General features: G+C 64.8%; 31 protein-coding genes and 1 tRNA gene. 12 read left to right on the top strand and 20 right to left on the bottom strand.

Annotation, left to right across the window (positions count from 1 at the left end; all coding sequences use genetic code 11):
* Window positions 1-61: 61 nt before the first annotated feature.
* The 6 genes from ACQR1H_RS16880 to ACQR1H_RS16855 all read right to left on the bottom strand — a co-directional run bounded on the left by ACQR1H_RS16880 (window position 62) and on the right by ACQR1H_RS16855 (window position 3,308).
* Complete coding sequence (locus ACQR1H_RS16880; protein WP_315802848.1) at window positions 62-568, bottom strand: tyrosine phosphatase family protein; 507 nt, start codon at window positions 566-568, stop codon at window positions 62-64.
* A gap of 116 nt (window positions 569-684) precedes the next feature.
* Window positions 685-933 (bottom strand): hypothetical protein, encoded by a 249-nt coding sequence (locus tag ACQR1H_RS16875; RefSeq protein ID WP_434907887.1) that lies wholly within the window; start codon window positions 931-933, stop codon window positions 685-687.
* Complete coding sequence (locus tag ACQR1H_RS16870; protein WP_315802850.1) at window positions 930-1,169, bottom strand: hypothetical protein; 240 nt, start codon at window positions 1,167-1,169, stop codon at window positions 930-932. Before ACQR1H_RS16870 ends, ACQR1H_RS16875 begins: the two co-directional genes overlap by 4 nt.
* Window position 1,170: 1 nt before the next feature.
* Complete coding sequence (locus tag ACQR1H_RS16865; RefSeq protein WP_316178222.1) at window positions 1,171-1,788, bottom strand: HD family hydrolase; 618 nt, start codon at window positions 1,786-1,788, stop codon at window positions 1,171-1,173.
* Window positions 1,785-2,414: a DNA-3-methyladenine glycosylase I gene (locus ACQR1H_RS16860; protein ID WP_315802852.1), complete on the bottom strand. Its 630-nt coding sequence runs from the start codon at window positions 2,412-2,414 to the stop codon at window positions 1,785-1,787. Before ACQR1H_RS16860 ends, ACQR1H_RS16865 begins: the two co-directional genes overlap by 4 nt.
* A 9-nt stretch (window positions 2,415-2,423) precedes the next feature.
* Window positions 2,424-3,308 (bottom strand): YgfZ/GcvT domain-containing protein, encoded by an 885-nt coding sequence (locus ACQR1H_RS16855; protein WP_434907886.1) that lies wholly within the window; start codon window positions 3,306-3,308, stop codon window positions 2,424-2,426.
* A gap of 198 nt (window positions 3,309-3,506) precedes the next feature.
* Here ACQR1H_RS16855 and ACQR1H_RS16850 point away from each other — a divergent pair, with 198 nt between their 5' ends.
* Complete coding sequence (locus tag ACQR1H_RS16850) at window positions 3,507-4,841, top strand: dihydroorotase (RefSeq protein WP_434907993.1); 1,335 nt, start codon at window positions 3,507-3,509, stop codon at window positions 4,839-4,841.
* Between the two features lie 130 nt (window positions 4,842-4,971).
* Here the strand turns inward: ACQR1H_RS16850 and ACQR1H_RS16845 are convergent, their stop codons facing one another.
* Window positions 4,972-5,493, bottom strand: a complete 522-nt coding sequence (locus ACQR1H_RS16845; protein ID WP_434907885.1) for a protein phosphatase CheZ — start codon at window positions 5,491-5,493, stop codon at window positions 4,972-4,974.
* Window positions 5,494-5,931: 438 nt separating this feature from the next.
* Between ACQR1H_RS16845 and ACQR1H_RS16840 the strand changes: the two genes are divergently transcribed.
* On the top strand, window positions 5,932-6,375 hold the full coding sequence (locus ACQR1H_RS16840) for a CBS domain-containing protein (RefSeq protein WP_434907884.1): 444 nt from the start codon (window positions 5,932-5,934) through the stop codon (window positions 6,373-6,375).
* A gap of 322 nt (window positions 6,376-6,697) precedes the next feature.
* Here the strand turns inward: ACQR1H_RS16840 and ACQR1H_RS16835 are convergent, their stop codons facing one another.
* Window positions 6,698-7,081, bottom strand: a complete 384-nt coding sequence (locus ACQR1H_RS16835) for a hypothetical protein (protein ID WP_434907883.1) — start codon at window positions 7,079-7,081, stop codon at window positions 6,698-6,700.
* Window positions 7,082-7,380: 299 nt separating this feature from the next.
* On the opposite strand from ACQR1H_RS16835, the gene ACQR1H_RS16830 reads away from it, so the two are divergent.
* Both ACQR1H_RS16830 and ACQR1H_RS16825 read left to right on the top strand, forming a co-directional pair.
* Window positions 7,381-7,677, top strand: coding sequence for a DUF7684 family protein (locus ACQR1H_RS16830; RefSeq protein ID WP_434907882.1), 297 nt, complete (start codon window positions 7,381-7,383; stop codon window positions 7,675-7,677).
* Between the two features lie 368 nt (window positions 7,678-8,045).
* Entirely contained in the window at window positions 8,046-8,228 is a 183-nt protein-coding gene (locus tag ACQR1H_RS16825) for a hypothetical protein (RefSeq protein ID WP_434907881.1), read from the top strand.
* A gap of 1,223 nt (window positions 8,229-9,451) precedes the next feature.
* Here ACQR1H_RS16825 and ACQR1H_RS16820 read toward each other — a convergent pair.
* The 4 genes from ACQR1H_RS16820 to ACQR1H_RS16805 form a co-directional block, all read right to left on the bottom strand.
* On the bottom strand, window positions 9,452-9,718 hold the full coding sequence (locus ACQR1H_RS16820) for a hypothetical protein (RefSeq protein ID WP_315717207.1): 267 nt from the start codon (window positions 9,716-9,718) through the stop codon (window positions 9,452-9,454).
* 149 nt (window positions 9,719-9,867) lie between these two features.
* A complete protein-coding gene (locus ACQR1H_RS16815; protein ID WP_315802179.1) occupies window positions 9,868-10,266 on the bottom strand; it encodes a TIGR02301 family protein in 399 nt (132 codons plus the stop codon).
* Window positions 10,267-10,297: 31 nt separating this feature from the next.
* Window positions 10,298-10,717 carry an NUDIX hydrolase gene (locus tag ACQR1H_RS16810; protein WP_315802180.1) on the bottom strand — a complete coding sequence of 140 codons (420 nt, stop codon included), beginning with the start codon at window positions 10,715-10,717 and terminating at the stop codon, window positions 10,298-10,300.
* Window positions 10,718-10,782: 65 nt separating this feature from the next.
* A complete protein-coding gene (locus ACQR1H_RS16805) occupies window positions 10,783-11,337 on the bottom strand; it encodes a hypothetical protein (protein WP_409997911.1) in 555 nt (184 codons plus the stop codon).
* A 62-nt stretch (window positions 11,338-11,399) separates the two neighbouring features.
* Here ACQR1H_RS16805 and ACQR1H_RS16800 point away from each other — a divergent pair, with 62 nt between their 5' ends.
* Window positions 11,400-12,167, top strand: a complete 768-nt coding sequence (locus ACQR1H_RS16800) for an SOS response-associated peptidase (protein ID WP_434845339.1) — start codon at window positions 11,400-11,402, stop codon at window positions 12,165-12,167.
* 80 nt (window positions 12,168-12,247) lie between these two features.
* On the opposite strand, the gene ACQR1H_RS16795 is transcribed toward ACQR1H_RS16800, so the two are convergent.
* Genes ACQR1H_RS16795 through ACQR1H_RS16780 form a run of 4 tightly spaced genes read right to left on the bottom strand, consistent with a single transcriptional unit; the run spans window position 12,248 to window position 15,754 of the window.
* A complete protein-coding gene (locus tag ACQR1H_RS16795) occupies window positions 12,248-12,829 on the bottom strand; it encodes an NUDIX domain-containing protein (RefSeq protein WP_434840360.1) in 582 nt (193 codons plus the stop codon).
* A 9-nt stretch (window positions 12,830-12,838) separates the two neighbouring features.
* Entirely contained in the window at window positions 12,839-13,294 is a 456-nt protein-coding gene (locus ACQR1H_RS16790; protein ID WP_434864092.1) for a GNAT family acetyltransferase, read from the bottom strand.
* Between the two features lie 15 nt (window positions 13,295-13,309).
* Window positions 13,310-14,737, bottom strand: a complete 1,428-nt coding sequence (locus tag ACQR1H_RS16785; protein WP_316217275.1) for an FAD-binding oxidoreductase — start codon at window positions 14,735-14,737, stop codon at window positions 13,310-13,312.
* Between the two features lie 18 nt (window positions 14,738-14,755).
* On the bottom strand, window positions 14,756-15,754 hold the full coding sequence (locus ACQR1H_RS16780) for an L-threonylcarbamoyladenylate synthase (RefSeq protein ID WP_434883801.1): 999 nt from the start codon (window positions 15,752-15,754) through the stop codon (window positions 14,756-14,758).
* A 229-nt stretch (window positions 15,755-15,983) separates the two neighbouring features.
* Here ACQR1H_RS16780 and ACQR1H_RS16775 point away from each other — a divergent pair.
* Window positions 15,984-16,060, top strand: a tRNA-Pro gene (locus ACQR1H_RS16775).
* Between the two features lie 130 nt (window positions 16,061-16,190).
* Here the strand turns inward: ACQR1H_RS16775 and ACQR1H_RS16770 are convergent.
* Window positions 16,191-16,625, bottom strand: coding sequence for a hypothetical protein (locus ACQR1H_RS16770; protein WP_434898234.1), 435 nt, complete (start codon window positions 16,623-16,625; stop codon window positions 16,191-16,193).
* A gap of 145 nt (window positions 16,626-16,770) precedes the next feature.
* Window positions 16,771-18,153: a sigma-54 interaction domain-containing protein gene (locus ACQR1H_RS16765; protein ID WP_316178238.1), complete on the bottom strand. Its 1,383-nt coding sequence runs from the start codon at window positions 18,151-18,153 to the stop codon at window positions 16,771-16,773.
* A gap of 173 nt (window positions 18,154-18,326) precedes the next feature.
* Between ACQR1H_RS16765 and cydP the strand changes: the two genes are divergently transcribed.
* The 5 genes from cydP to ACQR1H_RS16740 are packed head-to-tail and all read left to right on the top strand — an operon-like array spanning window position 18,327 to window position 21,671.
* Window positions 18,327-18,515, top strand: coding sequence for a cytochrome oxidase putative small subunit CydP (gene cydP / locus ACQR1H_RS16760; protein ID WP_315802220.1), 189 nt, complete (start codon window positions 18,327-18,329; stop codon window positions 18,513-18,515).
* A complete protein-coding gene (locus ACQR1H_RS16755; protein ID WP_316178240.1) occupies window positions 18,512-20,068 on the top strand; it encodes a cytochrome ubiquinol oxidase subunit I in 1,557 nt (518 codons plus the stop codon). The genes cydP and ACQR1H_RS16755 overlap by 4 nt, the downstream gene beginning before the upstream one ends.
* An 11-nt stretch (window positions 20,069-20,079) precedes the next feature.
* The gene (gene cydB, locus ACQR1H_RS16750) at window positions 20,080-21,222 is read left to right on the top strand and encodes a cytochrome d ubiquinol oxidase subunit II (RefSeq protein ID WP_316178242.1); all 1,143 of its coding nucleotides are present in this window, start codon (window positions 20,080-20,082) and stop codon (window positions 21,220-21,222) included.
* Between the two features lie 51 nt (window positions 21,223-21,273).
* Window positions 21,274-21,390, top strand: coding sequence for a cytochrome bd-I oxidase subunit CydX (cydX, locus tag ACQR1H_RS16745; protein WP_315802223.1), 117 nt, complete (start codon window positions 21,274-21,276; stop codon window positions 21,388-21,390).
* A 2-nt stretch (window positions 21,391-21,392) separates the two neighbouring features.
* On the top strand, window positions 21,393-21,671 hold the full coding sequence (locus ACQR1H_RS16740) for a cyd operon YbgE family protein (RefSeq protein WP_316178244.1): 279 nt from the start codon (window positions 21,393-21,395) through the stop codon (window positions 21,669-21,671).
* A 307-nt stretch (window positions 21,672-21,978) separates the two neighbouring features.
* Here ACQR1H_RS16740 and ACQR1H_RS16735 read toward each other — a convergent pair whose 3' ends face one another.
* Complete coding sequence (locus ACQR1H_RS16735) at window positions 21,979-22,758, bottom strand: class I SAM-dependent methyltransferase (protein WP_316178247.1); 780 nt, start codon at window positions 22,756-22,758, stop codon at window positions 21,979-21,981.
* A 196-nt stretch (window positions 22,759-22,954) separates the two neighbouring features.
* On the opposite strand from ACQR1H_RS16735, the gene ACQR1H_RS16730 reads away from it, so the two are divergent.
* Entirely contained in the window at window positions 22,955-23,278 is a 324-nt protein-coding gene (locus tag ACQR1H_RS16730; RefSeq protein WP_315715794.1) for an ArsR/SmtB family transcription factor, read from the top strand.
* 37 nt (window positions 23,279-23,315) lie between these two features.
* On the opposite strand, the gene ACQR1H_RS16725 is transcribed toward ACQR1H_RS16730, so the two are convergent.
* Window positions 23,316-25,187, bottom strand: a complete 1,872-nt coding sequence (locus ACQR1H_RS16725) for an alpha/beta fold hydrolase (RefSeq protein WP_434907880.1) — start codon at window positions 25,185-25,187, stop codon at window positions 23,316-23,318.
* Between the last annotated feature and the right edge of the window lie 2 nt (window positions 25,188-25,189).

Below are 25,189 nucleotides of genomic sequence, written 5' to 3'. Positions count from 1 at the left end.
GTGTCAAACCGCGGAACATAAGTTCAAAGCGCGCCGGTATGCGGCTACGCAGCGCCGCAACTCAGTCCAGATCGATCCGGAACGGCGCGCTGTCGACCATCATGGCGCCGGGCCCGATCGCGTCCAGCGCGCGCACCATGCGGCCGTTGCGGCCCAGCGCCCTGTCGGCCAGGCTGACGATCAGCCGGTTCGGCGAGGCGATCGGCGAGGCCTGCCGGATTGCCCAGGCGATATCGAGCTCGTCGCGATGGGGGTTGAGCGCGCAGGCCGCGGCGAAGGCGCTCGCGGTGGAGCGGCTGATGCCGGCATAGCAGTGGATCACCAGCGGCGCCGCACGATCCCAGCCGCGCACGAACTCCAGCACCTGGGCGACGTGATCCTCGCTCGGCGCCATGAAGCCCGGCAGCTGCTCGGTGATGTCGTCGACCGAGACCCGCAGATGGTTCTCGGGGCGGATGGTCTCCGGCCGCCGCACCTGCTCGACATTGGCCATGATGGTCAGCACGTGGCTGGCGCCGGTCAGGCGCACGGTCTCGGGCAGGGCGGCGAGTGAGCAGACGTGGATCATGGCGAGCCTTTGAACGCCCGATTATACGAATGGGGGCACAAGGGCAAAAGCGCGTTTTGCAAAAGCGCGTTTTGGATGTCTGCCGTCGGGCTGGCGCATGTGTGCGCCGACAGCCCTCAGCGCGTGTTCTTGAGCTGCCGCAGCTCCTGGCGAACCAGATGGGCCTTGCCCTCGATCTCCGCGTTGAGCCGCTCGATGTGGTCCACGAGACCGTCGCGCAGACCCTCACGCCGTGCCTGTGATGAATGGACCGGCTGTCGAGCGCCCGTCTCTGCCCACGGACGCCGCAGGACGAGGGCGTACAGCGCCACCATCGCGGCCACCGCGAGCGGCATGCTCAACGCATAGATCTGGCCCATCGTCATCGGAGCCCTCCAAGGACCCATTGCCCCACCAAATGTAGGATCAAACCGGCCATGAAGCAAACCGGGGCCGACACATAGATCAGCGTCGGGTCGGTATTTTGCGGCAGGAAGCCATAGATTTCCTGTCCAATCGGCACGAAAACGCCGACCGAAACGATCGCGGTCGCCAGCGTGTTGGCCCAATTGGCCAGCAGCTTCAGGCGCTCGTTCTGGCGCTCTTCGGGCGTCAGCGGCATCTCAGCACGCCCCCAGCACCGTATTGAAGCGGGTCAGGAACTGCTTCTCGGCCTTGGCCGCGCTCCAGGGCGTCAGATAGTCGGTCACGGTGGCGTCCGGCAGGCCGGGATCGCGGCCGAACAGCTTCTTCGCCTCGCTGTCCGAGAAACCGGCGAGGCGCGTCGCCTCCAGAAAAGCGGCGCCGCGGTCGGCCGCCTTGATCTGGCGCTCGATCTCGGGGGCAATCTCGGCCGGCAGGCCGAAGCGGATGTGGATCGCCCCGAGCAGCCGCTTCTCGACTGATTTGTAGCTGCCGCCGAGCACCGCCTTGAACGGCGAGATCATGTCGCCGATGACGTATTCCGGCGCGTCGTGCAGCAGCGCGGCGAGCCGCAGCTTCGCATCGATGTTGGGCTTGCGCGCGCGCATCACCGTCTCGACCAGCAGCGTGTGCTGCGCGACCGAGAAGATGTGCGCGCCGGTGGTCTGGCCGTTCCAGCGCGCGACGCGCGCGAGCCCATGGGCGATGTCGGCGATCTCGACATCGAGCGGCGAGGGATCGATCAGGTTGAGCCGCCGGCCGGACAGCATGCGCTGCCAGACGCGGTCGTGCCCGCTCGGGGCCTTGTCAGTCGTCATTTGGGAGGCTTGAGGCGCGGGGCGCGGCGCTTGCCGCTGCAGGTCTCGTGGCAGAAGCAGGTGACGAGATGGTCGTTGACCATGCCGGTCGCCTGCATGAAGGCGTAGACGATCGTCGGCCCGACGAACTTGAAGCCGCGCGACGACAGCTCCTTGGAGATCTTGATCGACAGCGGCGTCGAGGCCGGCACGCTGGCGGTGGTCTTGAACGTGTTGACCTTGGGCGCGCCGTCCACGAAGCCCCACAGCAGCTTGGAGAAGCCGGGACCCTTGTCCTGGATGTCGAGCCAGGATTTCGCGCTGAGAATCGTGCCTTCGATCTTGGCGCGGTTGCGGACGATGCCGGCATCGTTCATCAGCGCGTGGATCTTCTTGTCGGAGTAGCGCGCGATCTTCTCCGGCTGGAAATCATCGAAGGCGCGGCGGAAATTGTCGCGCTTGCGCAGGATCGTGATCCACGACAGCCCGGCCTGGAAGCCGTCGAGGATCAGCTTCTCATACAGCGCGCGGTCGTCATATTCCGGCACGCCCCATTCGGTGTCGTGATAGGCGACATAGAGCGGATCGCTGCCCGGCCACGGGCAGCGTGTCAGGCCATCGGGATGGACGACAGCAGCGCGACCCATGAGACCGGCTCAGGCGACCGTCTGCTTGGGCGCGCCCTGCAGCGCGTCGGGATCGGCGATGCGCAGAACGAGGCCGCCCGCGGTGAGCGGCGTTCCCGCCTCCAATGCCTCGGCGGCGCGGTCGATGCGCAGCAACGCCATGCCCTTCTGCGCGGCGGCCGAGCCCATCGTGCCGACGGTCTTGTCGCCGGCCAGAATCGGTGTGCCGGGCTCCGGACCCGGCCCGTCGAGCAGCACCTTCGCCGCGCGTGTGCGCGTGGTGCCGCGATGATGCATGCGGCTCACGACCTCCTGGCCGACATAGCAGCCCTTGCCGACGTCGACGCCGTGCAGCCGGTCCATGTTGGTCTCGTGCGGGAAGGCGTCGCCATACATGAAGTCGAGCCCGCCGCGCGGCACGCTGCAGTCGATGCGATGCGCTTCATAGGCGGCGGAATCGACGAGCTCGGCGTCGAGCCGTGCGGCGATCTCCGCCAGCGCCTCCTGCGGCGCAATGACGCGTGCGCCGAGGCTCTCATGACGCGGATCGGCGAAGCTCGGCTCCGGCGTGGCGCCGATGGCGCCATCCCAGACCGCGATCACGCCGACCTGGTCGGACAGATTGCTGACCGCAACCTTGGCCCTGAGCTTGTAGAGATTCAGCTTGTCGGTGAGCGCCTGGGCGAGCGCGCGCGGACAGTCGAGCAGGAAGCGCTCGCCGGCGTCGGCCGCCGGCACCTGCGCCACCAGGAAATCAACGATGATCTTGCCCTGCGGCGTCAGCAGCGCGCCAAACCGGGCCTCACCCGGCTGGAGCTTGGTGACATCGGTGGTGAAGAGACCGTTGAGGAACTTGCGTGCATCCTCGCCGCTGACCTGGACCACGCCCCGGTCGTCGAGAAACGTCGCCTTCATTCGAAAAACCTCTTGCGACAGGCCGCACTGAAACGTAAGCCGCCCTGGCATAAACCACAAGGCTGAAACGCCGCCGCGCGGTGGCTTCATTCTAAAGATCGGGACTCGCGTGCCGCCGGAGGCCAGCAAATGGGCAGGCGCGCAGCATGATCGAGCTGTCTTGGGGTTGTCAGGAGAATGAAATCCTATGAGGGCTTCATGAGCGCGCGGTTCGACGTCATTCTGAAATCCGGCACCGTGGTCAATCAGGACGGCGAGGGTGTCCGCGACGTCGGCATCTCCGCCGGGCGCATCGTCGAGATCGGCAATCTCGGCGCCGCCTCGGCCGCCGAGATCATCGACTGCACCGGCCTGCACGTGCTGCCCGGCGTGATCGACACCCAAGTGCATTTCCGCGAGCCTGGCCTCACTCACAAGGAGGACCTCGAAACCGGCTCGCGCAGCGCCGTGATGGGCGGCGTCACCGCCGTGTTCGAGATGCCCAACACCAATCCGCTGACGGTGACCGAGGAGGCGTTCACCGCCAAGGTCGAAGCCGGCCGCCATCGCATGCATTGCGACTTCGCCTTCTTCATCGGCGGCACCCGCGAGAATGTCGAGCAGCTCCCCGTGCTGGAGCGCGCCGAGGGCTGCGCCGGCGTCAAGGTGTTCGTCGGCTCCTCCACCGGCTCGCTGCTGGTCGAGGACGACGACAGCCTGCGCCGCATCTTCCAGGTGATCCGCCGCCGTGCCGCGTTCCACGCCGAGGACGAGTACCGCCTCAACGAGCGCAAGGACCTGCGCGTCGAGAACGATCCGCGCTCGCACCCCGTCTGGCGCGACGAGGAGGCGGCGCTGCGCGCCACGCAGCGTCTCGTCAATCTCGCGCACGAGACCGGCAAGCGCATTCACGTGCTGCACATCTCCACCAAGGAGGAGATCGTGTACCTGCGCGACCACAAGGACGTCGCCACCGTCGAGGCGACGCCGCACCATCTCACCCTGGCCGCGCCCGAGTGCTACGAGCGGCTCGGCACCTATGCGCAGATGAATCCGCCGGTGCGCTCGGCCGATCATCGCGACGTGATCTGGTGGGGCGTCCATCAGGGCATCGTCGACATCCTCGGCTCCGATCACGCGCCGCACACCGCCGAGGAGAAGTCCAAGACCTATCCGGCCTCGCCCTCCGGCATGACCGGCGTGCAGACCCTGGTGCCCATCATGCTCGACCACGTCAATGCCGGCCGGCTGTCGCTGCAACGTTTCGTCGACCTCACCAGCGCCGGCCCCGCCCGCATCTACAACATCGCCCGCAAGGGCCGCATCGCCGCCGGCTACGACGCCGATCTCACGGTGGTCGATCTCAAGCGCAGCGAGACCATCACCAACGAATGGATCGCCTCGAAAGCCGGCTGGACGCCCTATGATGGCCTGCGCGTCACCGGCTGGCCGGTCGGCACGTTCGTCCGCGGCCAACGCGTGATGTGGCAGGGCGAGCTGCTGACGCCGGCCACGGGCGAGCCTGTGCGCTTCATGGAGACGCTGCGGCCGTAACGTAGCTGCGTGTGATCTGACTCCGTCATTGCGAGCGCAGCGAAGCAATCCAGGGCCCGGCAAGGACTCTGGATTGCTTCGCTGCGCTCGCAAGGACGCGGAGCTGATAGTACGACGGTCCCGCCGCAACTCACGTGAACAGCTTGTCGATGTCGTCCTGGGAAATCGCCACGCCCGGCCGTTTCGGGCCCTCCAGCAAGTCCGGGACGCTCGAGGGGGCAGCAAGCTCGGCGGCCACCCGCGCCAGCTCCTCTTTTCCCCAGATGCGGACGAGCTTGTTGATGTGGTCCTCCATGAACTTCAGCGACTTGACCACCCGCGTGATCCGCTGCCCGGTGAGGTCCTGGAACGCGCAAGCCTCGAACACCTTGTTCGTGCTGTCGACGATCTCGTCGCAGACCGCTACGGTCTTCGGGTCCTTGACGCCTTGCAGCTTCCCGACGCTGGCGCTGATCGCTTCCATGCTTTCGAGGATCGCGTTCCCGGCTACTTCCGTATTTTCCACGATCGCGTCGAGCGTGTCGGTCATCGACGCAAAACTGCCCTTGCCGTCGCCTTGAAGAGCGGCGAGTTCGCGCCGCATGCTGCTGATCTGGCCGAACATCTCGACCAGGTACGTCTTCAGCAATCTCTCTTCTTCCGGCGCGATCATCAGAAATCCCCGACTTCTCTTTAACGTTTCCTTACCAACTCTTCACGCGGCAGTTGCACCCCCGGCCTGCTCTTCTGTGAAGGCATTTCGGATTCGGTTCGGCCGTTGCCCGCTCGCAACGCGGCTCGAAGAGGTACCGTAGTCAGCCAAGTGAAGAATAGCTGCCTATTTTTGCCCGCTTTCGTTAAGGGCGCATGTTCATTCCCGTCAAAGGCGCTCAAATGGTGAAGGGTTTCTGACGGGACCTCGCTGCCGCGGCTGCCGTGCGGCAGTTCCCGGTCCGCCGCCGCTTGACCCCCGGGCTCTCTACCCGACCGCAATGGCGGTCCACAGTCAGGCGCACGGCCCCGGCGCGCCGCTGACGAAGCCGGATATTTCGACTATCCTGCCCAGCGGACCATCAAGGCGGGGCAGAACAGGGTCCAGGAGGGGACGTCGATGAGCACAGTCAGAAGCGCGCTGGCCCAGAAGAGTGCCGCCGTGATCCATGTTCATTCCGGCGACATGGTCGTCGAAGCCTTGCGGCAGATGCGCGACAATCGGGTGCGCTCGGTGCTGGTCATCGACGACGGCGTACTGGTCGGCATCATCACGCAAGGCGACTGCGCCATCAAGGTGCTGCTGCCCGGGCTCGATGCGAAGCAGACCCCGGTGAGCCATGTGATGACGGCCAACCCGGTGACGATCAGGCCGGATCACAAGCTGGATAGTTGCATGGCGATGATGTCGCAGCGCGGCTTTCGCCATCTGCCGGTGCTGGACGCGGGCAAGGTCGTAGGCGTGATCTCGATCGGCGACGTCGTCAAGAACATCATCCGGGATCTGGAGCACGACGTGGACGACCTGATGGGCTACATCATGAAGGACGGCCCCGGCGGCTGACGGACGAACGTGGTGCCGTCGCTCTCCGCCTATGGCCCAACGCGGACCTCTCCGGTCCGCGCTGGCGACGTCTGCTCCAGGGCTCAACCGGAAGTAACCCACGACCGGACCGAAAGGCGGCTTTTGGACCCATACCGGAAGTCGCACCGTTTCTGTCAACGGTGTGAGAGCGGAAAACACGGCGTCAGGAAAACGGCTAATCTGGCGTTGCTCGGCGACGCCCGCTCGAAGATGACTTTCGCGCCTGGACCCGACGTTGCTCTTCAGGGGACGTAGCGATTGCCGGTCCAAGTTCTTGTAGCGTTTGCGCTATCATGTCGTGTCAATCGACCTTCAACTCCGTGATCTCGCTCGCGTTGCGGAGAATATGGTCGATGGCGTCGGTAACACTGTCTTCCGTCGCGCCGCCAATACCCGTCACGAGCAATACTAATAGCGACTCGTCGCCAGGACTAGCTCCGAGGATGCAAAGTACGAAGGGGCCGCCACCCTGCGGAACGGAGAAACACCACCCGCCTTCATCGAGGTCCGGGTCACTCACCGCCAACCCTTTGTTGGACATTTCAGACTTCAGCCAAAAAGCGAACTTTTTGGTCTTCGCACCAGCTTGGGCCGCGGCGGGCGCATCGTGCAGCGCCTCTTTTTCAGTGACCTTAGCCGATGGCTCGAAAAGCGTGGGGGCCCTGAACTGGAACTCTTTACTCAATGTATCCCTCCAACACTTCGGCCGATCAAACCTGGGGACTGGCTCCTGAACGGCAGCTTTAGACGCCAAACTGTTGCGCAAGTTAGTTGGCTCCCGAAAATGCGCGCCGTCAAAATCTGCCATTTCTCGTATTGCCCCATTGCAGACCTTTCGACCTGCGCAGGGAACTTCCGCTCTTGGGACAACCGGAATTGAAACGGCCAGGACACCGAAAGGCCGCTTTTGACCTGAAACGGACAGATGCCGCATCAAGTTCCCCAATTGATTGTCGCGATCCGACTTCTGTCCTACGTTCACGCATGCCCTACGCTCGAAAGATCATTCTGCACACACCTCTCGTTGATCCTGCGAAACTCGACTCCTTTGTCGAGGCCTGCCTCGCCGATGGCGTCGTGTTGGTTGCGGCTGTGGGGCCGGATGCGAGCTTGGTGCACGATTTAATCGACGAGATTGTCGTCGGGGATGGCTCGGATCCTGGTCGGATCGGAAAGCTTATGACCACATTGCATCCTGACGAACCGCTCGCGGAAGTGCTGGACTTTGTTACCAGCTGGCCCGCGAAGCCCGACGATCGAATCGAGCAGGTCCGGTTCTAGGAGCTAAACCTGGCGCGCCGTTGCCGGACCACGTCCGCTACTGGCCCATCTTGGACCTTCCGATCGGCCCTGGCTGACATCGGCTGCTGGGGCTACTCGCGGGAGCGGAGGGCTGCTTTTGATCCTTAGCTGACGTATCGCGGACACCAGTACCCCCCACATTCCCCAGCGCTTGCGTGAGCTGAGCTCGTGTCCACGCAAACAGTGGCATTCTGATTACGGCTCAATTGAATTTCGTCCAAGTTGAGGTGCGTCGGGGCGCGGACTCAACTTTCTCTGTGACGTGCTTACGTGGGATGTTGATATAGACCTCCTCCGGGACATCAACGAAATGCTGACTTCGGCGTCCGCGAGTGAACGTTCAATCTATGGATACCGTCTACGTCATCCTGCTGATCGCGAGCCTCGTTCTCGGGTTTGTCGCAACCGTCCTATGGGGGCCGGACTTCGAGTGGTTTGGGCGCGATGTTGAGGCCGCCTACATCTTCAAGCTGGTCGGCATCGGGCTGATCGTGTTCTTCTTAATCGCGATCACCTTCGGCCTCATTTGAGACCTCACAAACCCGGACGGCGCGGCGTCCCAGAGGAGCAGCAGAGCCTCAAGTCGATGGCGGAAGCCGGAACTCGACCAGACGAAATCGCCGCCGCACTCCAGCGTGGCAAAGCATTCGTCCGTGTTCGAGCTTGGCAACATCGCGCTGCGGTTAGTTACAATAAAAGCGGAACTAGATTGCTCGCCTCTGGACCGAGCGTAGCGAGTGCACGCGAAACGTCGGTTTATGGCCCATAACGGATCTGGTCGCCGGCTCGCGTGAAGGTCTGCTTCTGATGTTCAACCGAAAGCAGTGGTGTCGCTTCGTCGATCCATGGCTCTATCACGGAACGCTCGCTGGCCCAGCGGCTGGCAGCGCGGCGGCGGGCGCTTTGGCCTGTATTCTGCGCGGCAATTTTTGAACTTGGGTTCATTGGACTTAGGAACTTGGTCTCTCCGTGACGATCCATCTCATGGCGCTGACTGCCGCTTTCATCGGCGGCTGGTTTCTTGGCGTCATTGGCGGAATGGATTGGGACTGAAGCGCCGCTAGAAACGCAAAGCAAAGCAGCCCGTCGGGCGAATCAGTCGCGCGATCTTGTTTGTAACGCCGTCGTTCGGGCTCGCCGCAACTACACGAAACGCCTGTGCCGAAGCGGCAATTTTGCGCATTGTGTCAACATGATCGCGCTTGCAACCTCTTCCGCGTGAAGAATTTGGCTTTCGTTTTTCCGGAATATGTGTCACTCCTCCTCCCATCCCGCCTCAACGAGAGGGGCGTACGCGCGGTCGTCACGAGACGCGAGGCGGGGAGGCGGTGGACGCGTCGGGTTGCAGCGTGGCTTTGGCTGCGCGGACGAACAACCTGCGATGCGGACGTGAAGTCGTGTGGTCCTGGCCTCCCGGTGCCGAGGTCAAGCCGGCGATCGATGCGAGAGTGTCGGCGCGGGCGATGGGGGCAAACAAGCCGGTCCCCAGGGAGAGCACGAAGCAAGCGTTAAAACCATCGCGCAGGGAAGGCTGGGCTCATCCGGCTGCACCTGTGGTTCCTGCCCCGTGCACTTTTGTTCGCACGGGGGCCATGGGCGTCAGCCGACGCCCAGCCTTCCCTGCGCCCTCGATTGTCGCGAGGGCCGAACGTCGGTCATCGCTCGGACGCATCGCGCCGCGAGGACGATGAGACGTGTCTCGAGCTGTTTGAGATGTGAAGACGGATCTCGGCCCGTCCGAGGAGCGGGAGACCTACTGCGTCGCGCGCGACAGCGAGAACTCGCCGTTGCGGACGCGCTCCGGCAGGCCCTCGACGAAGGTCGCGACCGCGTCCTCGCCATAGGTCGTCACGAGCTCGGCGAGCGCCGCGAACAGGCTGGCCTGCGCCAGGCAGTCGCCGTCGACGCCGTCGTGGCGCGCTTCCGCCCAGGCTTCGTTGAGGTAGCTGAGCGCGGCCTGCTTCTGCTCGTGGTCGGGCAGGACGGCGGGGAGGGCGCTGAAGGTGACGGGAAAGCTCATTGAATTCAGTCTGGCGGGGCCGCGAGGCATGTTGATTCCGAACGCGGGCGCGCCGGACCCGTGTGGTTTACCACGCAGGCGGCGGACGCCTAGGCCAGTTCTTTAGGAAAGGTTAACAAGGTTAACGCAATCGGGGATATCCCCGGCCGTCAGTTGGCGTAGCGCGCCGTGAGGTCGCGCGAGATCTTGGACCCCTCGTCGATGTAGCGGCGGATTGCCACCATCGCGGCCGGCGTGCAGGTCCGGTAGGTCTGCTGGAAGCCGTTATAGCCGCGGTTGAAGCCGGCGATCATGCGGGCGCGGCGCTCGCCCGACGGGGTCTCGGCATCGATCAGGGCCTGCATCTGGTTGCGCCATTTGGCGCCTTCATTGCTGCCGCAGATGCCGCGGAGGTAATGCAGGGTTCCGAGGATCTCGGCCAGCCGTTGCAGATCGCCATCGAACGGCGCGGCCGCATCCTGCGCGCGCGCCGGCACGACGGCGCAGGCGGCAACGAGCATGAGGATGGCCAGGAGGCGCTTGGGGATCATGGGGAACACCGACGTCATATGCCTTTGCCCCGTCGCGGACGCAAGGCGCCTACACCAGGGTCCGTGCGGCGGCGATGATCTCCGGCAGCCCGTCGGTCAGCGTCAGGCCCTCCAGCGCATCGGGGCGGCGCCACTGAAAATCGTCCAGTTCCGGGTCGAGCCGGGGCTCTCCGGCCCGCCAGCGCGCCGCAAAGGGAAGGATCACGTAGTGGCCGCCGCCGCCCTGGGCCGGCAGCACCTCGCGCCAGCCGGCCAGCCCGACGATTGTGATCGAGAGCGCCGTTTCCTCCATGACCTCGCGCGCGAGGGCCTCGTGCAGGGTCTCGCCGAACTCCACCCGGCCGCCGGGCAGCGTATAGACGCCCTTGGCCGGCGAACGCGCCCGGCGTACCAGCAGGAGCCTGCCGTCGCGGAAGATCGCGGCGCTGACGGCGAGCTGGGGACGGCGGGGCGGCGTTGGGTCGGTCATGCCAATGGCTCCAGGCGGGGTCTGCACCGTAGCGCGAAGACGACCGCGCCGGCAGCCCGTGCAACTCAGAAGCTCGCCATGATGGCGTCGACGGCGTCAACCTCATCGACTTCGGCCACGGGCTCCGAATCGAATTCGATGTCGCCATTGATGATGCCGCCGGCCTGGGCCACCAGCGGCTTGACCCAGTTGGCGGCCTGCTCGGCGAGTTTGGCCTTGGTCGCGTCCTGCTTGGCATCGCGCATCGCGCTGCCGACCGCGAGCAGGATGTCGGTCATGGTCTTCGTGAGATGATCGAACTTGTCGCGAATCGCCGGGTCGGCCTGCTCATAGGCCTCGATGACGAGATCGCGGGCCTTGAAATTGGTGTGCGTGAAATGTTCTGGATAGGTCAGCGGCGACCACGCCAGAAAATCCTCGGCGCATTCCGGAATATCGGGAATCATTTCGAGCAGCATCACGGCTTCGTTGAAATGATTCAGATAGTCGGTGGCGAGCCCGGTGCGCGGATTGATGTTGGCAGCGCGCAGCATCGCGGCCCGCGCCGGGTCAATGGCGCTGCCCGCCGGTCGTTGGGTCGTGCGATCGGTAGGCACGGAATGGGTCGCCGCTGCGGTCATCCGCTGCAGTGTTGGCAACCCAAGTTAAAAGGTGCTGAACACACGACGATTTGAGTGAGATTATGTGTGGACGCTTCGTGATCACTTCACCACCCGCGGCTCTCAGGCAGATTTTCGGCTACCAGGAACAGCCGAACTTTCCGCCGCGGCACAATATTGCTCCGACGCAGCCGATTCCCGTAGTTCTGCTGGATCAGGACGTCAGGCATTTTCGCCTGATGCGCTGGGGTTTCATTCCGGCCTGGGTCAAGGATCCCCGTAGTTTCACGCTGCTGATCAACGCGCGTTCGGAGTCCGTACGCGAGAAGCCCGCGTTCAAGAACGCGATTCGGCGGCGCCGCGTGCTTGTGCCCGCTGATGGGTATTACGAGTGGCAGATGATCGACGGTCGCAAGCGGCCGTTCTTCATCCATCGCAGCGACCGCGCGCCGCTCGGCTTCGCGGCTCTCGCCGAGACCTGGATGGGTCCGAATGGCGAGGAGGTCGATACGGTGGCGATCGTCACCGCGGCTGCGAGCCGCGATCTCGCCACGCTGCATCATCGTGTTCCCGTGACGATCAGGCCGGATGATTTTTCGCTGTGGCTCGACTGCCGTTCCGACGATCCCGATGAGGCCATGAGGCTGCTGATCGCGCCTCGCGAGGGCGAGTTCACGTGGTACGAGGTGTCGACGCGCGTCAACACGGTGGCCAACGACGACGAGCAACTGCTGCTGCCGATGACCGCGGAGATGCGCGCCGCCGAGGACGCGCAGCGCAAGCCGGCGAAGAAGGTTGCATCCCGCAAGGTTTCAACTGTGGCCGATGACGGGCAGGGGAGTTTGTTCTGAGGCGGGATGTATCGACAGAGAAGGTCGTCATCGCCGCGTATGCCGTCGCCTCAAGACCCGCGACCGAGCGTTGGCCGCGCTCAGCCAAAGATCCGCAACGCGGCGTGCTGCAGCAGCATGATGGTCTTGGCATCCTGGATGCGGCCGTCGGCGATCATCGCCAGCGCGTCGTCGACCCCGAGTTCCAGCACCTCGATCTCCTCGCCCTCATGCGCGAGCCCGCCGCCGGCGCTGACGCGCATCTCCGGTTCGTAGGCGGCGACAAAGAAGTGGATCTTCTCGGTCACGACGCCGGGGCTCATGAACGCCTCGAACACGAACCTGACGTCGTGCAGGCGGAAGCCGGTCTCCTCCTCGGCCTCGAGCCGGATGCGCTCCTCCGGCGAGGCGTCGTCGAGCAGACCGGCCGCGGCCTCGATCAGGAGATCGTCATGGCCGTTGACGAAGGCGGGATAGCGGAACTGCTTGACCAGGATGACGCTGCGCTGCGCGAGATTGTAGGGCAGGATCGCCGCCGCGTTGCCGCGGTCGAACACGTCGCGGCTCTGCATCTGCCAGGTGCCGTCGTCGCGCCGCCACTCGAACCTGGTCGAGGTCAGCGTGCCGTAATGGTCGGAGAGCACGCGCGTCTCGTGGACGCGGATGCGGTCGGAGATGCTCATGCTGGGCCTCTACTTCATTCCCGGCGTCGGCGGGCGGCCGTCGAGCCATTTCGAGAACACCACGCTGTCCTGCACGGCGTAGTCGAGTGCCTGGTAGAATTCCTGCACCTTGGTGTTGTCGCCGCGCACCATCAGCATCAGCTTGGCGACGTCGCGCGCGCGCAGCCAGTCCTCGGCCGCCGCCATGATGGCGCGGCCATGGCTGTGGCCGCGATGATCGGGATCGACGCTGACGTAGTAGACCCAGCCGCGATGGCCGTCATGGCCGACCATCGCCGACGCTGCGATCGCGCCGCCGCTGCGGCCGACGAGCACGGTGGCGTTGTCACCGCGGCGGGCAAGCGCGATGTCGGCGGCCGGATCGTTCCACGGCCGCGTCAGGCCGCAGCGCTGCCACAGCGCGATGATGGCGGGCACGTCGGCATCGGTGATGTCGGAGATCGCGAGAGCAGGGGCAGTGTTCATGGGAGCGTCGAGAGCCTAGAGCACCTTGCCGGGATTCATGATCCCGAGCGGATCGAACTGCGCCTTGATCGCGCGCATCAGCGCGATCGCGGTCGGGTCCTTGACGTCGGGCAGCTCGTCGCGCTTGAGCACGCCGATGCCGTGCTCGGCCGAGATCGACCCGCCCATCCGCAGCACGATCTCGAACACGACCGCGTTGACCTCGTGCCAGCGCGCGAGATAGTCGGCGGTGTCGGCGCCGATCGGCTGGCTGACATTGTAGTGGATGTTGCCGTCGCCGAGATGGCCGAACGGCACCGGACGCGCGCCGGGCATCAGCTTCACGACGGCGGCGTTGGCCTCCGCAATGAAGGCCGGGACTGCCGCGACCGGCACCGAGATGTCGTGCTTGATCGAGCCGCCCTCCGGCTTCTGCGCCGCGGAGATGTCCTCGCGCAGCTTCCAGAACGCCATGCGCTGGGCGAGGCTGTCGGCGATCGCAGCGTCGTCGACGATGCCGTCTTCGAGGCCTTGCTCCAGAATGGTCTCGAGCGTGGCCCGGGCATCGTCGCGCGACGACGACAGCTCCATCAGTACGAACCAGGGATGGGCGCCCGCGAGCGGCGCGCGGTTGCCGGCGGCGTGGCGGATCGAGAAGTCGAGCGCGATCGCGGCGATCAGCTCGAAGCTGGTGAGGCTGCCCGCAGCCTCGCGTTGGGCGATCGCAAGCAGCTTCAGCGCGTCCTCCGGCGATTTGAGCCCGACGAACGCGGTCTCGATCGCGCGCGGCTTCGGGAACAGCTTCAGGCTCGCCGCGGTGATGATGCCGAGCGTGCCTTCGGCGCCGATGAACAGATTGCGCAGGTCGTAGCCGGTGTTGTCTTTCTTGAGCTTGGACAGCGCATTCAGCACCCGCCCGTCGGCCAGCACGACCTCGACCCCGAGCGCCATCTCGCGCGCGACGCCATAGGCGAGCGCGGCGGTGCCGCCGGCGTTGGTCGAGAGATTGCCGCCGATGGTGCAGCTGCCCTCGGCGCCCAGCGACAGCGGAAACAGCCGGTCGACCTCGGCTGCCTTCTGCTGCGCCACCTGCAGCACGACGCCGGCCTCGGCGATCATCGTGTTGGAGGCGGTGTCGACGTCCCGAATCTTGTCCATGCGCCTGAGCGACACCACCACCTCGCCATTGTGCGGCGTCTGGCCGCCGACGAGGCCGGTGTTGCCGCCCTGCGGCACCAGCGCGATGCGATGCTGGCTGGCGAGCTTGCAGATCGCGGCGACCTCGGCGGTCGAGCCGGGGCGCAGCACCAGCGGCGAGCGGCCGTGGAACAGGTTGCGCTCCTCGGTGACGTAAGGCGCGACGTCGGTCTCCGCCGTCAGCGCCTGGCGCTCGCCGACGATGGCGGCGAACTGCGCGATCAGGTCGGGTGGCAGCGGCGGCACGGCAGGCTGGCTGATGTTCATCGTTGGTCGCTTCCAATGTTATCTCGGCGCGGCGGCGCGGCGCAGCCGGTCGTTGATGGCCTCGCCCAGGCCGTCATTCGGGATCGGCATCACGGCGATGCTGCGCGCGCCCTTGGCATCGAGGCTGCGAAGATAGCCGAAAAGATGCGTCGCCGCCTCTGCCGGATCGCCGGCGGGGGAGAGGTTGAGGATCGCGGCAGCTTCGCTGGCGCCGGGCAAGGTGACGGGGCCGAAGGCGAGCAGGGCCTCGCCAGGCGCGACATCGCTGGCGTCGAGGCGCACGTGAGCATGCGGAGCATAGTGCGAGGCCAGCATGCCGGGTGCCAGTGGTTGCTCGGACGTCTCAGTCGCTGCGGCGGGCCGCGCCAGCGCACGGCCGAGCACGGCCTCGATCGCCTCGCTTGGAACTCCGCCCGGGCGCAGCAGCGTCGGCGCATCGAAGCAGCCGACGATGGTCGATTCGACGCCGACCGCGACCGGCCCACCGTCCAGGATGAGGTCGATTCGCCCGGTGAGATCGGCCGCGACATGCGCCGCCGTGGTCGGCGACACGTGGCCGGAGATGTTGGCGGAGGGCGCCACGACGGCGCCGCCGAACGCCGCGAGCAACGCCTGCGCGATCGGATGCGCCGGCACACGGATTGCCACCGTATCGAGGCCGGCGGTGGCGAGGTCGGCCACTGCGCAGCCGTCGCTCTGCGGCAGCACGAGGGTCAGCGGTCCCGGCCAGAACGCGGTGGCCAGACGCTCGGCGGTGGCATTGAAGCGGCCGATGCGCCGTGCCGCCGCGATGTCGGCGACATGGACGATCAACGGATTGAAGGCAGGCCGGCCCTTGGCCTGGTAGAGGCGGGCGATGGCTGCGGCGTTGGCCGCGTCGGCGCCGAGGCCATAGACCGTCTCGGTCGGGAACGCGACCAGTCCGCCGCGCGCGAACGTCGCCGCGGCCTGTGTGATTCCAGCCGCGTCGGCGGGCAGGATCCTGGTCTCGATCGCTGGTGTGTGTGCGGTGGGCATCGATGGTACAAGACGGTGGTGGCTTACGCGCTCGGCTATAGCGGGCGGGGACGTTCGAATGAAGCGCACAATTCGCCTGTCGCATTGCGCCCGCGCCATGGCCGCCCGACAAAGCCTCACGGCCTCAAGCAGTTAACCCCTCCGCCGACGATCGACGATTTCGATGCGATTTCCTGCCTTGTGTCCTTGCGAAGACGGAAACCCGACGCTATAAGCCGGCTTCCCAAGTCGGAGCGTGGCTCAGCCCGGTAGAGCACTGCGTTCGGGACGCAGGGGTCGCAGGTTCGAATCCTGCCGCTCCGACCATTTTTTGAGGCGCTCAGCTTTTTATCTCCCGAGAAGCGCAACGAAACGTACAATGAAATCACGCGGCGCCGCCCTGCACCATCCGGCATATCGGCTGTTCGTGTGCATTTGCCGCCTTCCTCCAAACGCCTCAGCCGCCTCGCCCTGGAAATCCGGATGGTGGGGAGCCGTAGGTTTGCTCTAACTGCTCGACGGTCGTGCCGAGCCAACCGGCCGCTTGCCAATGGTCGGTGCCTTGCTGCGTCAGCGACGTCGCGGCCGTGTGGCGCAGGGAGTGACGCACGACGTCATCGCCAAGCCCTGCGTCTTCCAGAATGCCCCATGCCGAGCGGATCTTGCCGGCGAGCGGCTGGCGATCGTGCATGCGGTTGATCGAAGCGGATCTCCTTGCCGGTATCGAAAAGGCCGCTGCGCGCGGCTCTGCAGATCGGCATCCGTCGATCTTACGCCAGCGCACCAGATGCGGCCGCAGCCGATTGGCGATCTTGGCCGGCGGTCCGCCCTTCTTTGTTCTGCGGCCATCGCATGGAGGTCCATCCATGGATGCGTCGTCGTCGGCACCCATTGCGTCCGGCGGATCGTCTCCTCGCGCCGGGGGCTTAGAGCCCAATCAGGATGAAGCGGGCCGCCGGCCGGCGTGCTCGCACCCATCAACGACCTGTTCTTTCGTGTGCGAGGACTTGACGTAGTTCCTTGGTAGACGACAGCGCCTATCCAGCGTCCAATTCCTTCAGCTTCCGGTAAAGCGTGCGCAGGCTGATGCCGAGGGATTTTGCAAGCGCTTCCCGATTGCCGCGATGCGTCGACAGGGCGGTCCGAAGCGCTCGCGCTTCCCGTTCCTTCAATGACAGCGAGCTCTCATCCTCGGCATGCAGCAGCCTTGCTGCCGTTCGCTGCGCATTGTCGCGACCCGTGATGCCCGGCGCTCGCAACGCCAGAGCACGCTCGATCGTTGCGGCTGAGATGACATCGTCATCGCAGAGCAGGGCCGCGCGCTCCAACACGTTGCGCAACTCGCGAACATTGCCCGGAAAAGCGTAGCCCTCGAGCCGTTCGAGTGCCGGGGGGGACAAGGTGAGCTTTCGCTCCGGTGCCACGCGGGCAAGCAGCGCTGCGGCGAGAAGCGGTAGATCGCCGGGGCGGTCGCGCAATGCCGGCAGAAGGATCGGAAAGGTCGACAATCGGTAGTAGAGATCGTTGCGAAAGCGCCCGTCTGCCACCATGCGCTCGAGGTCCCGATGCGTTGCCGAGACCAGTCGCACGTCGGCGCGACGCAGCTCCGTGCTGCCGACCCGGCGATAGGTGCCGCTTTCGAGCAGCCGGAGCAGCTTCACCTGCATCGCAAGGGGGATGTCGCCGACCTCGTCGAGAAACAGAGTGCCGCCGCTGGCGGCTTCGACCAGCCCGCTCTTTGCCGTATGCGCGCCGGTATAGGCGCCCTTTTCGTGACCGAACAATTCGCTCTCGAACAAGGTCTCCGGCATGCTGGCGCAATCGACGACGACCAGCGGGTGCGAGGCGCGCGTGCTCGCTTCGTGAACGGCCGCAGCGACGAGCTCCTTGCCGACGCCGGACTCGCCAAGCAGCAAAACGCTCGCGTTCGATGGACCAACCCTCGCGACCAGTTCGAGCATCTGCCGAAACGGCGCAGAACGCCCGATCAACCCTCGCGCCGCCGGCTCTCCCTTGGCAATCCGAAGTGGCTCCATCTTCTCGACAAACCAGGCGTCGTGTCCCAACGTGTCGCGGACGGGCGTCAACTCGATGTTCACGTAGGCTTCGCCAATCGGCGTGTGATGCAGATGCAGCACGCGCTCGCGCTGACCGGTTTTCTGCAGGCGCGCACGCGGACAGCTTTCTCCGGCCTGATCGCAAGGCACGGTGAAATGGTGAGACACTTCATAACAGGTGCGGCCGACGACCGATTCGTTGGGGCTGAAGTGGGCGCGATAGGCCGCGTTTGAAGCGATGATCCGGTACTGCTCGTCGACGAGAATATGCGGCTCCGGAAGGGCTTCGAGATAGGATGCAAGTTCGGGCTTCCGGCGCGTGGCCTCTGGCAGCCGGCCCGGCACTCGCGCTTTCGACGTCATCCTGCTCCGCCGCTCCGTGTCGTTCCTTCGCTGCACTGTGCCATGGACTGCCAAATAATGCCAGAATTGGCATCATGGCACGGGACGCGATGACGGCCGTTTCGGCAACAGATTGAAATAACACAATAATTCATCACGCCGCCCGCTGGCACGGGTCTTGTTAAGCAATGGCCATGAATGACAGGCGCCTCTTCCGACATCTGGGCGTCGCGATCGTCGCCAAACTCGTGCTGCTCCTGGCGCTGTGGTGGGCGTTTGTTCGCGACGCCCGCATCGACGTCGATGCGCCGACCACTGCTGCTCATCTTGCCGGCGTCAATTCCGCGCGGCAGCCGCTGGGCTTGCCAGGAGCTCTCCCATGATTCCCGACCAACTCGTCGATCTATCGCGGCTGCAGTTTGCCGCGACCGCCATGTATCACTTCCTGTTCGTGCCGCTCACGCTCGGCATGGTGTGGCTGCTCGTGATCATGGAAGCCGTGTACGTGATGACCGGCGCCGTGGTCTGGAAAGACATGACCCGTTTCTGGGGCAAGCTGTTCGGGATCAACTTCGCGCTCGGCGTCACCACCGGCATCACGCTCGAATTCCAGTTCGGCACCAACTGGGCCTACTATTCGCACTATGTCGGCGATATCTTCGGAGCGCCGCTGGCGATCGAGGGCCTGATGGCCTTCTTCCTCGAAAGCACCTTCATCGGCCTGTTCTTCTTCGGCTGGGATCGCCTGCCAAAGACCCAGCATCTGATGGTGACCTCGCTGATGGCGATCGGCACCAATCTCAGCGCGCTATGGATTCTCATTGCCAATGGCTGGATGCAGAATCCCGTGGGGGCCGCGTTCAGCTGGCAGACCATGCGCATGGAGATGGTCGATTTCTGGGCCGTCGTCTTCAATCCCGACGCGCAGGCCAAGTTCGTCCATACCGTCTCGGCGGGCTACGTCACCGGCGCGATGTTCGTGCTGTCGATCTCGAGCTGGTACCTCCTGAAGGGCCGCGACATCGAATTTGCCAAGCGCAGCTTCCGGGTCGCCGCCGCGTTCGGGCTGGCCAGCGTCGCGAGCGTCATCGTGCTGGGCGATGAGTCCGGCTACACGGTCGGTGAGGCGCAGCAGACCAAGATGGCCGCGCTGGAGGCGATGTGGGAGACCGAGCCGGCGCCGGCCGGGCTGAAGCTCCTGGCTGGCATCAACGAGAAGGCGGGCCGGAACGATTGGGAGATCGAGATTCCCTGGGTGATGGGCCTGATCGGCACACGCTCCGTCAGCAAGACGATCCCCGGCATCCATGAGATCAAGGAACACAACCGGCGGCGGATCGTCGATGGCATCACGGCGGTCCAGGCGCTGGAAGCGCTGCGCAAGGACCGTCATGACCAGGCTGCACTGGCCACGCTCGAGCAGACCAAGGGCGATCTCGGCTTTGGCCTGTTGTTGAAGCGATACACCGCCGACGTGGCCGAGGCGACGCCAGCGATGATCGATCGTGCGGTCGACGATACCGTGCCGCCGGTGTCGCCGATGTTCTGGAGCTTCCGCGTGATGGTCGGGCTCGGCTTTGCGATGCTTGTCCTGTTTGCGATGGCCTTTCTCAGCACGCTGCGGCTGCAATGTGCGGCGCGGCCATGGATCATGCGTGCCGCCGTGATGCTGCTGCCTGCGCCCTGGATCGCGAGCGAGCTCGGCTGGTTCGTCGCGGAATATGGCCGCCAGCCTTGGACCATCTACGGCGTGCTGCCGACCCATCTGTCGGTGTCGACGCTGAGCGTCGCCAGTCTCTACGGCTCGCTCGCCGGCTTCGTTGGCTTCTACACGCTGCTGCTGGTGGTCGAGATGTATCTGATGGTGAAGTTCGCCCGGATCGGCCCGGGCAGCCTCGGCACCGGCCGCTATCAATTCGAACCCAAGCCCGTCTGAAGGACGCCGTCATGCTCGATTATCCCACATTGAAGGTCCTCTGGTGGCTGCTCGTCGGGGTGCTGCTGATCGGCTTCGCCATCATGGATGGTCATGACATGGGCGTCGGCACTTTGCTGCCATTCGTCGGCCGCACCGACACTGAGCGCCGCGTCGTCATCAATACGGTCGGCCCGCATTGGGACGGAAACCAGGTCTGGTTCATCACCGCCGGCGGCGCGATCTTCGCCGCGTGGCCCGTGGTGTATGCAACGGCGTTCAGCGGATTCTACTGGGCGATGCTCGCCGTGCTCTGGGCCTTGTTCTTTCGCCCCGTTGGATTCGACTACCGTAGCAAGATCCACAACGTCACCTGGCGGCGGACCTGGGACTGGGGCCTGTTCATCGGCGGGGCGGTACCGCCTTTGATCTTCGGCGTCGCGTTCGGCAATCTGCTCCAGGGCGTTCCGTTTCACTTCGATCGCTACCTGGTCTCGACCTATAGCGGCAGTTTCTGGCAGCTCCTCAATCCGTTCGCGCTGCTTGCGGGCGTGGTCTCGAGCGCCATGATCACGCTGCACGGTGGCGTCTACCTGGCGCATCGCACCGAAGGCGCCATCCAGGCCCGCGCCGTCCGTGGTGCGCTCGGAGCCGCGTCGATCATGGTGATCGCCTTCATCGGTGCCGGGCTCTGGCTGCGCTTCGGCGGCTTCCAGGGCTACGCCATCACCTCGGTGCTCGATCCGGCCGCGCTTCCAGATCCGCTCGCCAAGACCGTGGTCCGCAGCGCCGACGCGTGGTGGGGCAACTATGACCGATGGCCCGTGCTGTGGGCGCTGCCGCTGCTCGGTATCGCGGGCGCGCTGCTGGCGGGCGCACTCGCCGCCGCAGATCGCACCCTCGCAGCCTTCGTGTCGTCATCACTTGCCATTGCGGGCGTCATCGGCACGGCCGGGGCCAGCATGTTTCCCTTCGTCATGCCGTCCTCCGCGGTTCCGGATGCCAGCCTCACGGTGTGGGACAGCGTCTCCAGCCACCTCACATTGGGGCTGATGTTCTGGGCCACGATGGTCTTCATGCCCTTGATCATCGTCTACACCGGCTGGGCCTATCGCGTCATGCACGGCAAGGTCACGGAAGCCCAGATCCACGCCAACGAACATTCCGCATACTGACGGCGGTCCGATCCCCACGCCGCCGGAGCGGCCAACTCGAAGAGCTTAGTCATGTGGTATTTCGCCTGGACTCTCGGCGTCGGCTTCGCTGTCTTGCTTGCTATCATGAACGCGATGTGGGGCGAGACCGAGGAGGCGCGCAAGGCCAGCAACCGGACGGGGGAATGAACATGGCGCCAGTAGCCACGTCTCAGGCGCGCATCCATCTGCCGTGCCTCGTGGCCGCGCTGGTGATCATGCTGGCGAGCACGCTCTATCCGCCGTTCCTGGCGAACGCCGCAGGGCGCGCCGACCACCTGTCGGCCGGTCTGGCATTCTGGGCCATGAGCGCAGGCTTCGTCCGCGGCGTCGGCTTCGTGCCGCACGCGATCTTGCCGCGATGGCTGTTCTCCGGATCCGTATGTCTGCTGACTCTGCTGGCCTTGACGGGACTGAAAGTCCTCACGTGATCACGCAAAGGCTGAGTGCACGCTTTCGCAAAAACCATCGGCTCCAGCGTCGCAGCGAAGCCGATAGCCGGGCAAATCTCAGTCTGTCACGAGACTGACTTCGACTATGGAATAGGCCATTTTGCTCTCCGAGGATCAGCTCAGCATCTTGGCATTCTCGTCCTCTACGGCCAGGCATGATGGATTTCGTCATTTGGATGTCCATTGCGACTAGCCTTGCCTAGAAAAGGGAGTGCGTCTCATCCTTGACTGGAGTCAAAGATGAGACGCATGCGTGCGATCGATTCCGTGGACCAGGAGAGCGCGATCAGGAAGGCCGGTGCGCGACCATTCCGATCAGCGCAGAGCGGCCATGATGGCCGCTGCCTTCGCTGAGCTCGGTCTCGTATTCGCGCAGTTCGATGATCTCCAGCTCATGGAACGCCTCTCGGAGCATGGCTTCCGTATAGAGGTGCGAGACGGCGGAAGGGCCGCCCGTCTTGTATTCCAACTGCCTGGGCGTATAGCCCTGCAGGATCAGAGTCCCGCCCGGCTTCAGGCTTGCGATCATGCGCGCGAACAGCCGCTTCCTCAAATCCGGGGCGGCGAACTGCACGAAAATCGCCGCGATGCCGTCATACGCCGCACTTGGCCACGCGAAGCCATCGCAATCGGCAAGCTGGTAATTCACGCTCACTCCGGCTGATGCGGCAAGCTTGCTCGCTTTCGCCAGACCCACTTCCGAGATGTCGAAGGCGTCGACCTGGAATCCCCGCCGGGCGAGCCAGACGCTGTTGCGGCCTTCTCCGTCGGCGACGCAGAGAATACGACCGCGGTGCGGGAACGCGCCGGCATGGCGGCGCAGCCATTGATTGGGGTCGGTTCCGAAAACGAAATCATCGCTTTCGAACCGTCGGTTCCAGCGGCCGGCGTCGGCGTCTGGCGGTACGTTCGTTACCATCGGCAATCCCACTTTGAAGATGACAAGCGTGTTTGTTGGCAGACGCAGGGAGCTTGCGAACTCCCTCGGTATCAGCTTGCGAACCCTTGATCGCAAGCTAGGCGAACTGAAAGCCGGATTGTAGTTCTCCATCAGCTCGTCAGACATGGCGGGCGCGTGAGCAGGACACGCTCGCTCCGGCGTCTCGATACCGTCTCGCACGAACCGCGCCGGGACAGGCGCGACCGCCTGTTTGTTATCGCCTCGCCAAAGTGATAGCAACACGGGGCGGCCATCGACACGACGCAGTGGCCGCCTGGATGTAACCGACCAAATCGGGCGATTGGGGAATATGCGGACGAACATGGCAACCAAGCGTGCACGCAGCAGGTCTTCGCTCGAGCCTGACGCGTTGCTCGAGAAGGCTCACAAGGCAAGCGAATTCCTCAAGGCGCTGTCGCATGAAGCGCGGCTTGCCATTCTGTGTCTGCTGCTCGACGGAGAGAAGTCCGTCAGCAGCATTGAGGATTCGCTGCAGCTCCGCCAGCCGACGGTGTCGCAGCAACTTGCCCGGCTGCGCGCGGACGATCTCGTCAAGGTGCGCCGGGATGGCAGGAACGTGTATTATTCGGTCTCGCGGCCGGAAGTGATCGAGGTCATGTCCGCTCTCTATCGCGCTTTCTGCTAGGTGGCACTGATGGAGTCTCGCCCGCGGAGATCGTCCGTCAGGCGGAGCCGGGGACGGCGGCGAGTGTGTTTCCTGCGGTGACTCGATCGACGAACCCGGCCGCCGCAGCTATCACTGCCGAGGTCGCCTGCTGGTGGGGCGCGTGCCCGCAGCCTTCCAGCACGCAGGTCTCGATCCGGGTCGGCAGGAGGGCGCGGAGCGTCTCAAGCTGCGCATGCGTGAAGAACTCGTCTTCGCTGCCCTGAACAGCCAGCACCGGGGCGCGAACCCGTCCGACGTAGGGCTTGATACCCCAGTCGCGCGCTTCTTCTCCAGTCCAGGCATCGACCAGCCGGCCAAAAAGATGATCGGTTCTGCTGCCATGATACCGTGCGAGCCGTGCCCTCAGGTCACCGTGCTCGAAGTCCCTGATCTGGGCGGCGATGCCGTCAACGGTCCGCTGTTCGCGGAAGAGGTGAGGGGCGATCGCGACGACCCCGCTGACCTCATCGGGAAACGCGCCGGCAAACGTCAACGCGATCGCAGCACCGTCGGAGTGTCCGACCAGGATCGGACGCCGCGCTCCGGTCGTCCGTAGTACTTCGGGCAGGGCATCCAGAGCCTCGGCGAGCAGATATTGCCGCGAATGGGGCAGCTCGAGCGGCTCCGAGTCACCGGAGCCCCAGCGGTCGAACACCAGGACGGAGGAGCCGGTCGCAGCCGCAAGCCGCTCGGGGAAATCGCGCCACAGCCGGGCGCAGCCCAAGGCGTCATGCAGCAGGACGAGCGGCGGACGTTCCGGTCGCGTCGCCGCGAGCCAATGGCCGCGAAGCCTACGGCCGGCCGCAACGAAGCTGAGCTGCCGCGCTGCCGCGACGACAACATCGCGAATGTCCGGCGGGCCGAGATTGACGAAGTCGGCCGACGTGCGCGAGAAGAAGTTCTCGACGATCGATCCGGCATTGGCCAGTTCGGCGCCGCGCAGCGCCGCCTCGAGATCAAAGATGACGCGTGGCGGCGTGACGAAGAAATCGCCGGTGATCAGAGCTTCGCGAATCCGTCCGCGGTCCGGCCCCTCGAGGCGGATATCGGCGCGCAGGCTGCCGCCACGCCGCGTCAGAGTGGCACTGACCAGCGAGCCGTCCACCTCGGGAGCGTCGACCATCTCGACGAAGTCGTCGCGGCCGATCTCGTCGCGATACAATTGGTCGGCGAGTTCTTCTTCGTGCATTGACACCTCGCCCCATTGCGGAACGATGCCGAGGCCTTCGGCCAAGCCGTCGAGCAGGGCTTGCTGGATGGTGGCCAGATCAGGAAGGTGGTCGCCGAGGATCTCGCGCATGCTGACGACGCGCTGGCGGGCCGAGGCGAGGTCACGCTTGGCGAGCTTTTCCACCGGCACTTTGAGTGCGGCAATCATCTGCTCGGGATCGAAGTCGATCAGCAGAGTTCCCTGGTAGAACAGCGTATCGCCGTCAAAGAAGCCGCCGGTGCCGCTGATCTTGCGGCCGTCGACATCGATGTCGTTGCGCGGGCGGTAGCGCGCGGGGACGCCGAGCTTGTTGAGCCCGAGTGCGACGCTTTCGCAGATCCGGCGTGTCGTTTCGGTGAGATCCATGGCGCCGAGGCTGGAGCGGCCGAACACGAGCTCCCATCCGATCTGACCCTCGTCGAGATAGAGGCCGCCGCCTCCCGTGATCCGCCGGCCGATCTCGATTCCCTTGCTCCGGCAATAGTCGAGCCGGACCTCATGGCTCAGGATCTGATGGAGTCCGACGAGCGCTGACGGACGAAACCGCAGGAAGCGGATGGTATCGGGAATCTGCTGCGCCTTGTGAGCGTCGATGAGCGCCTGGTCGAAGGCGATATTGGCGCGTCCGCTTCGAATCCCGGTGTCGATGACCCGAAATGACCTGGCGCTGCTGACCATCG

Source organism: Bradyrhizobium sp. HKCCYLRH2015, assembly GCF_051168215.1.
Lineage (GTDB): Bacteria > Pseudomonadota > Alphaproteobacteria > Rhizobiales > Xanthobacteraceae > Bradyrhizobium.
This window is presented reverse-complemented; position numbering and strand designations above follow the sequence as displayed.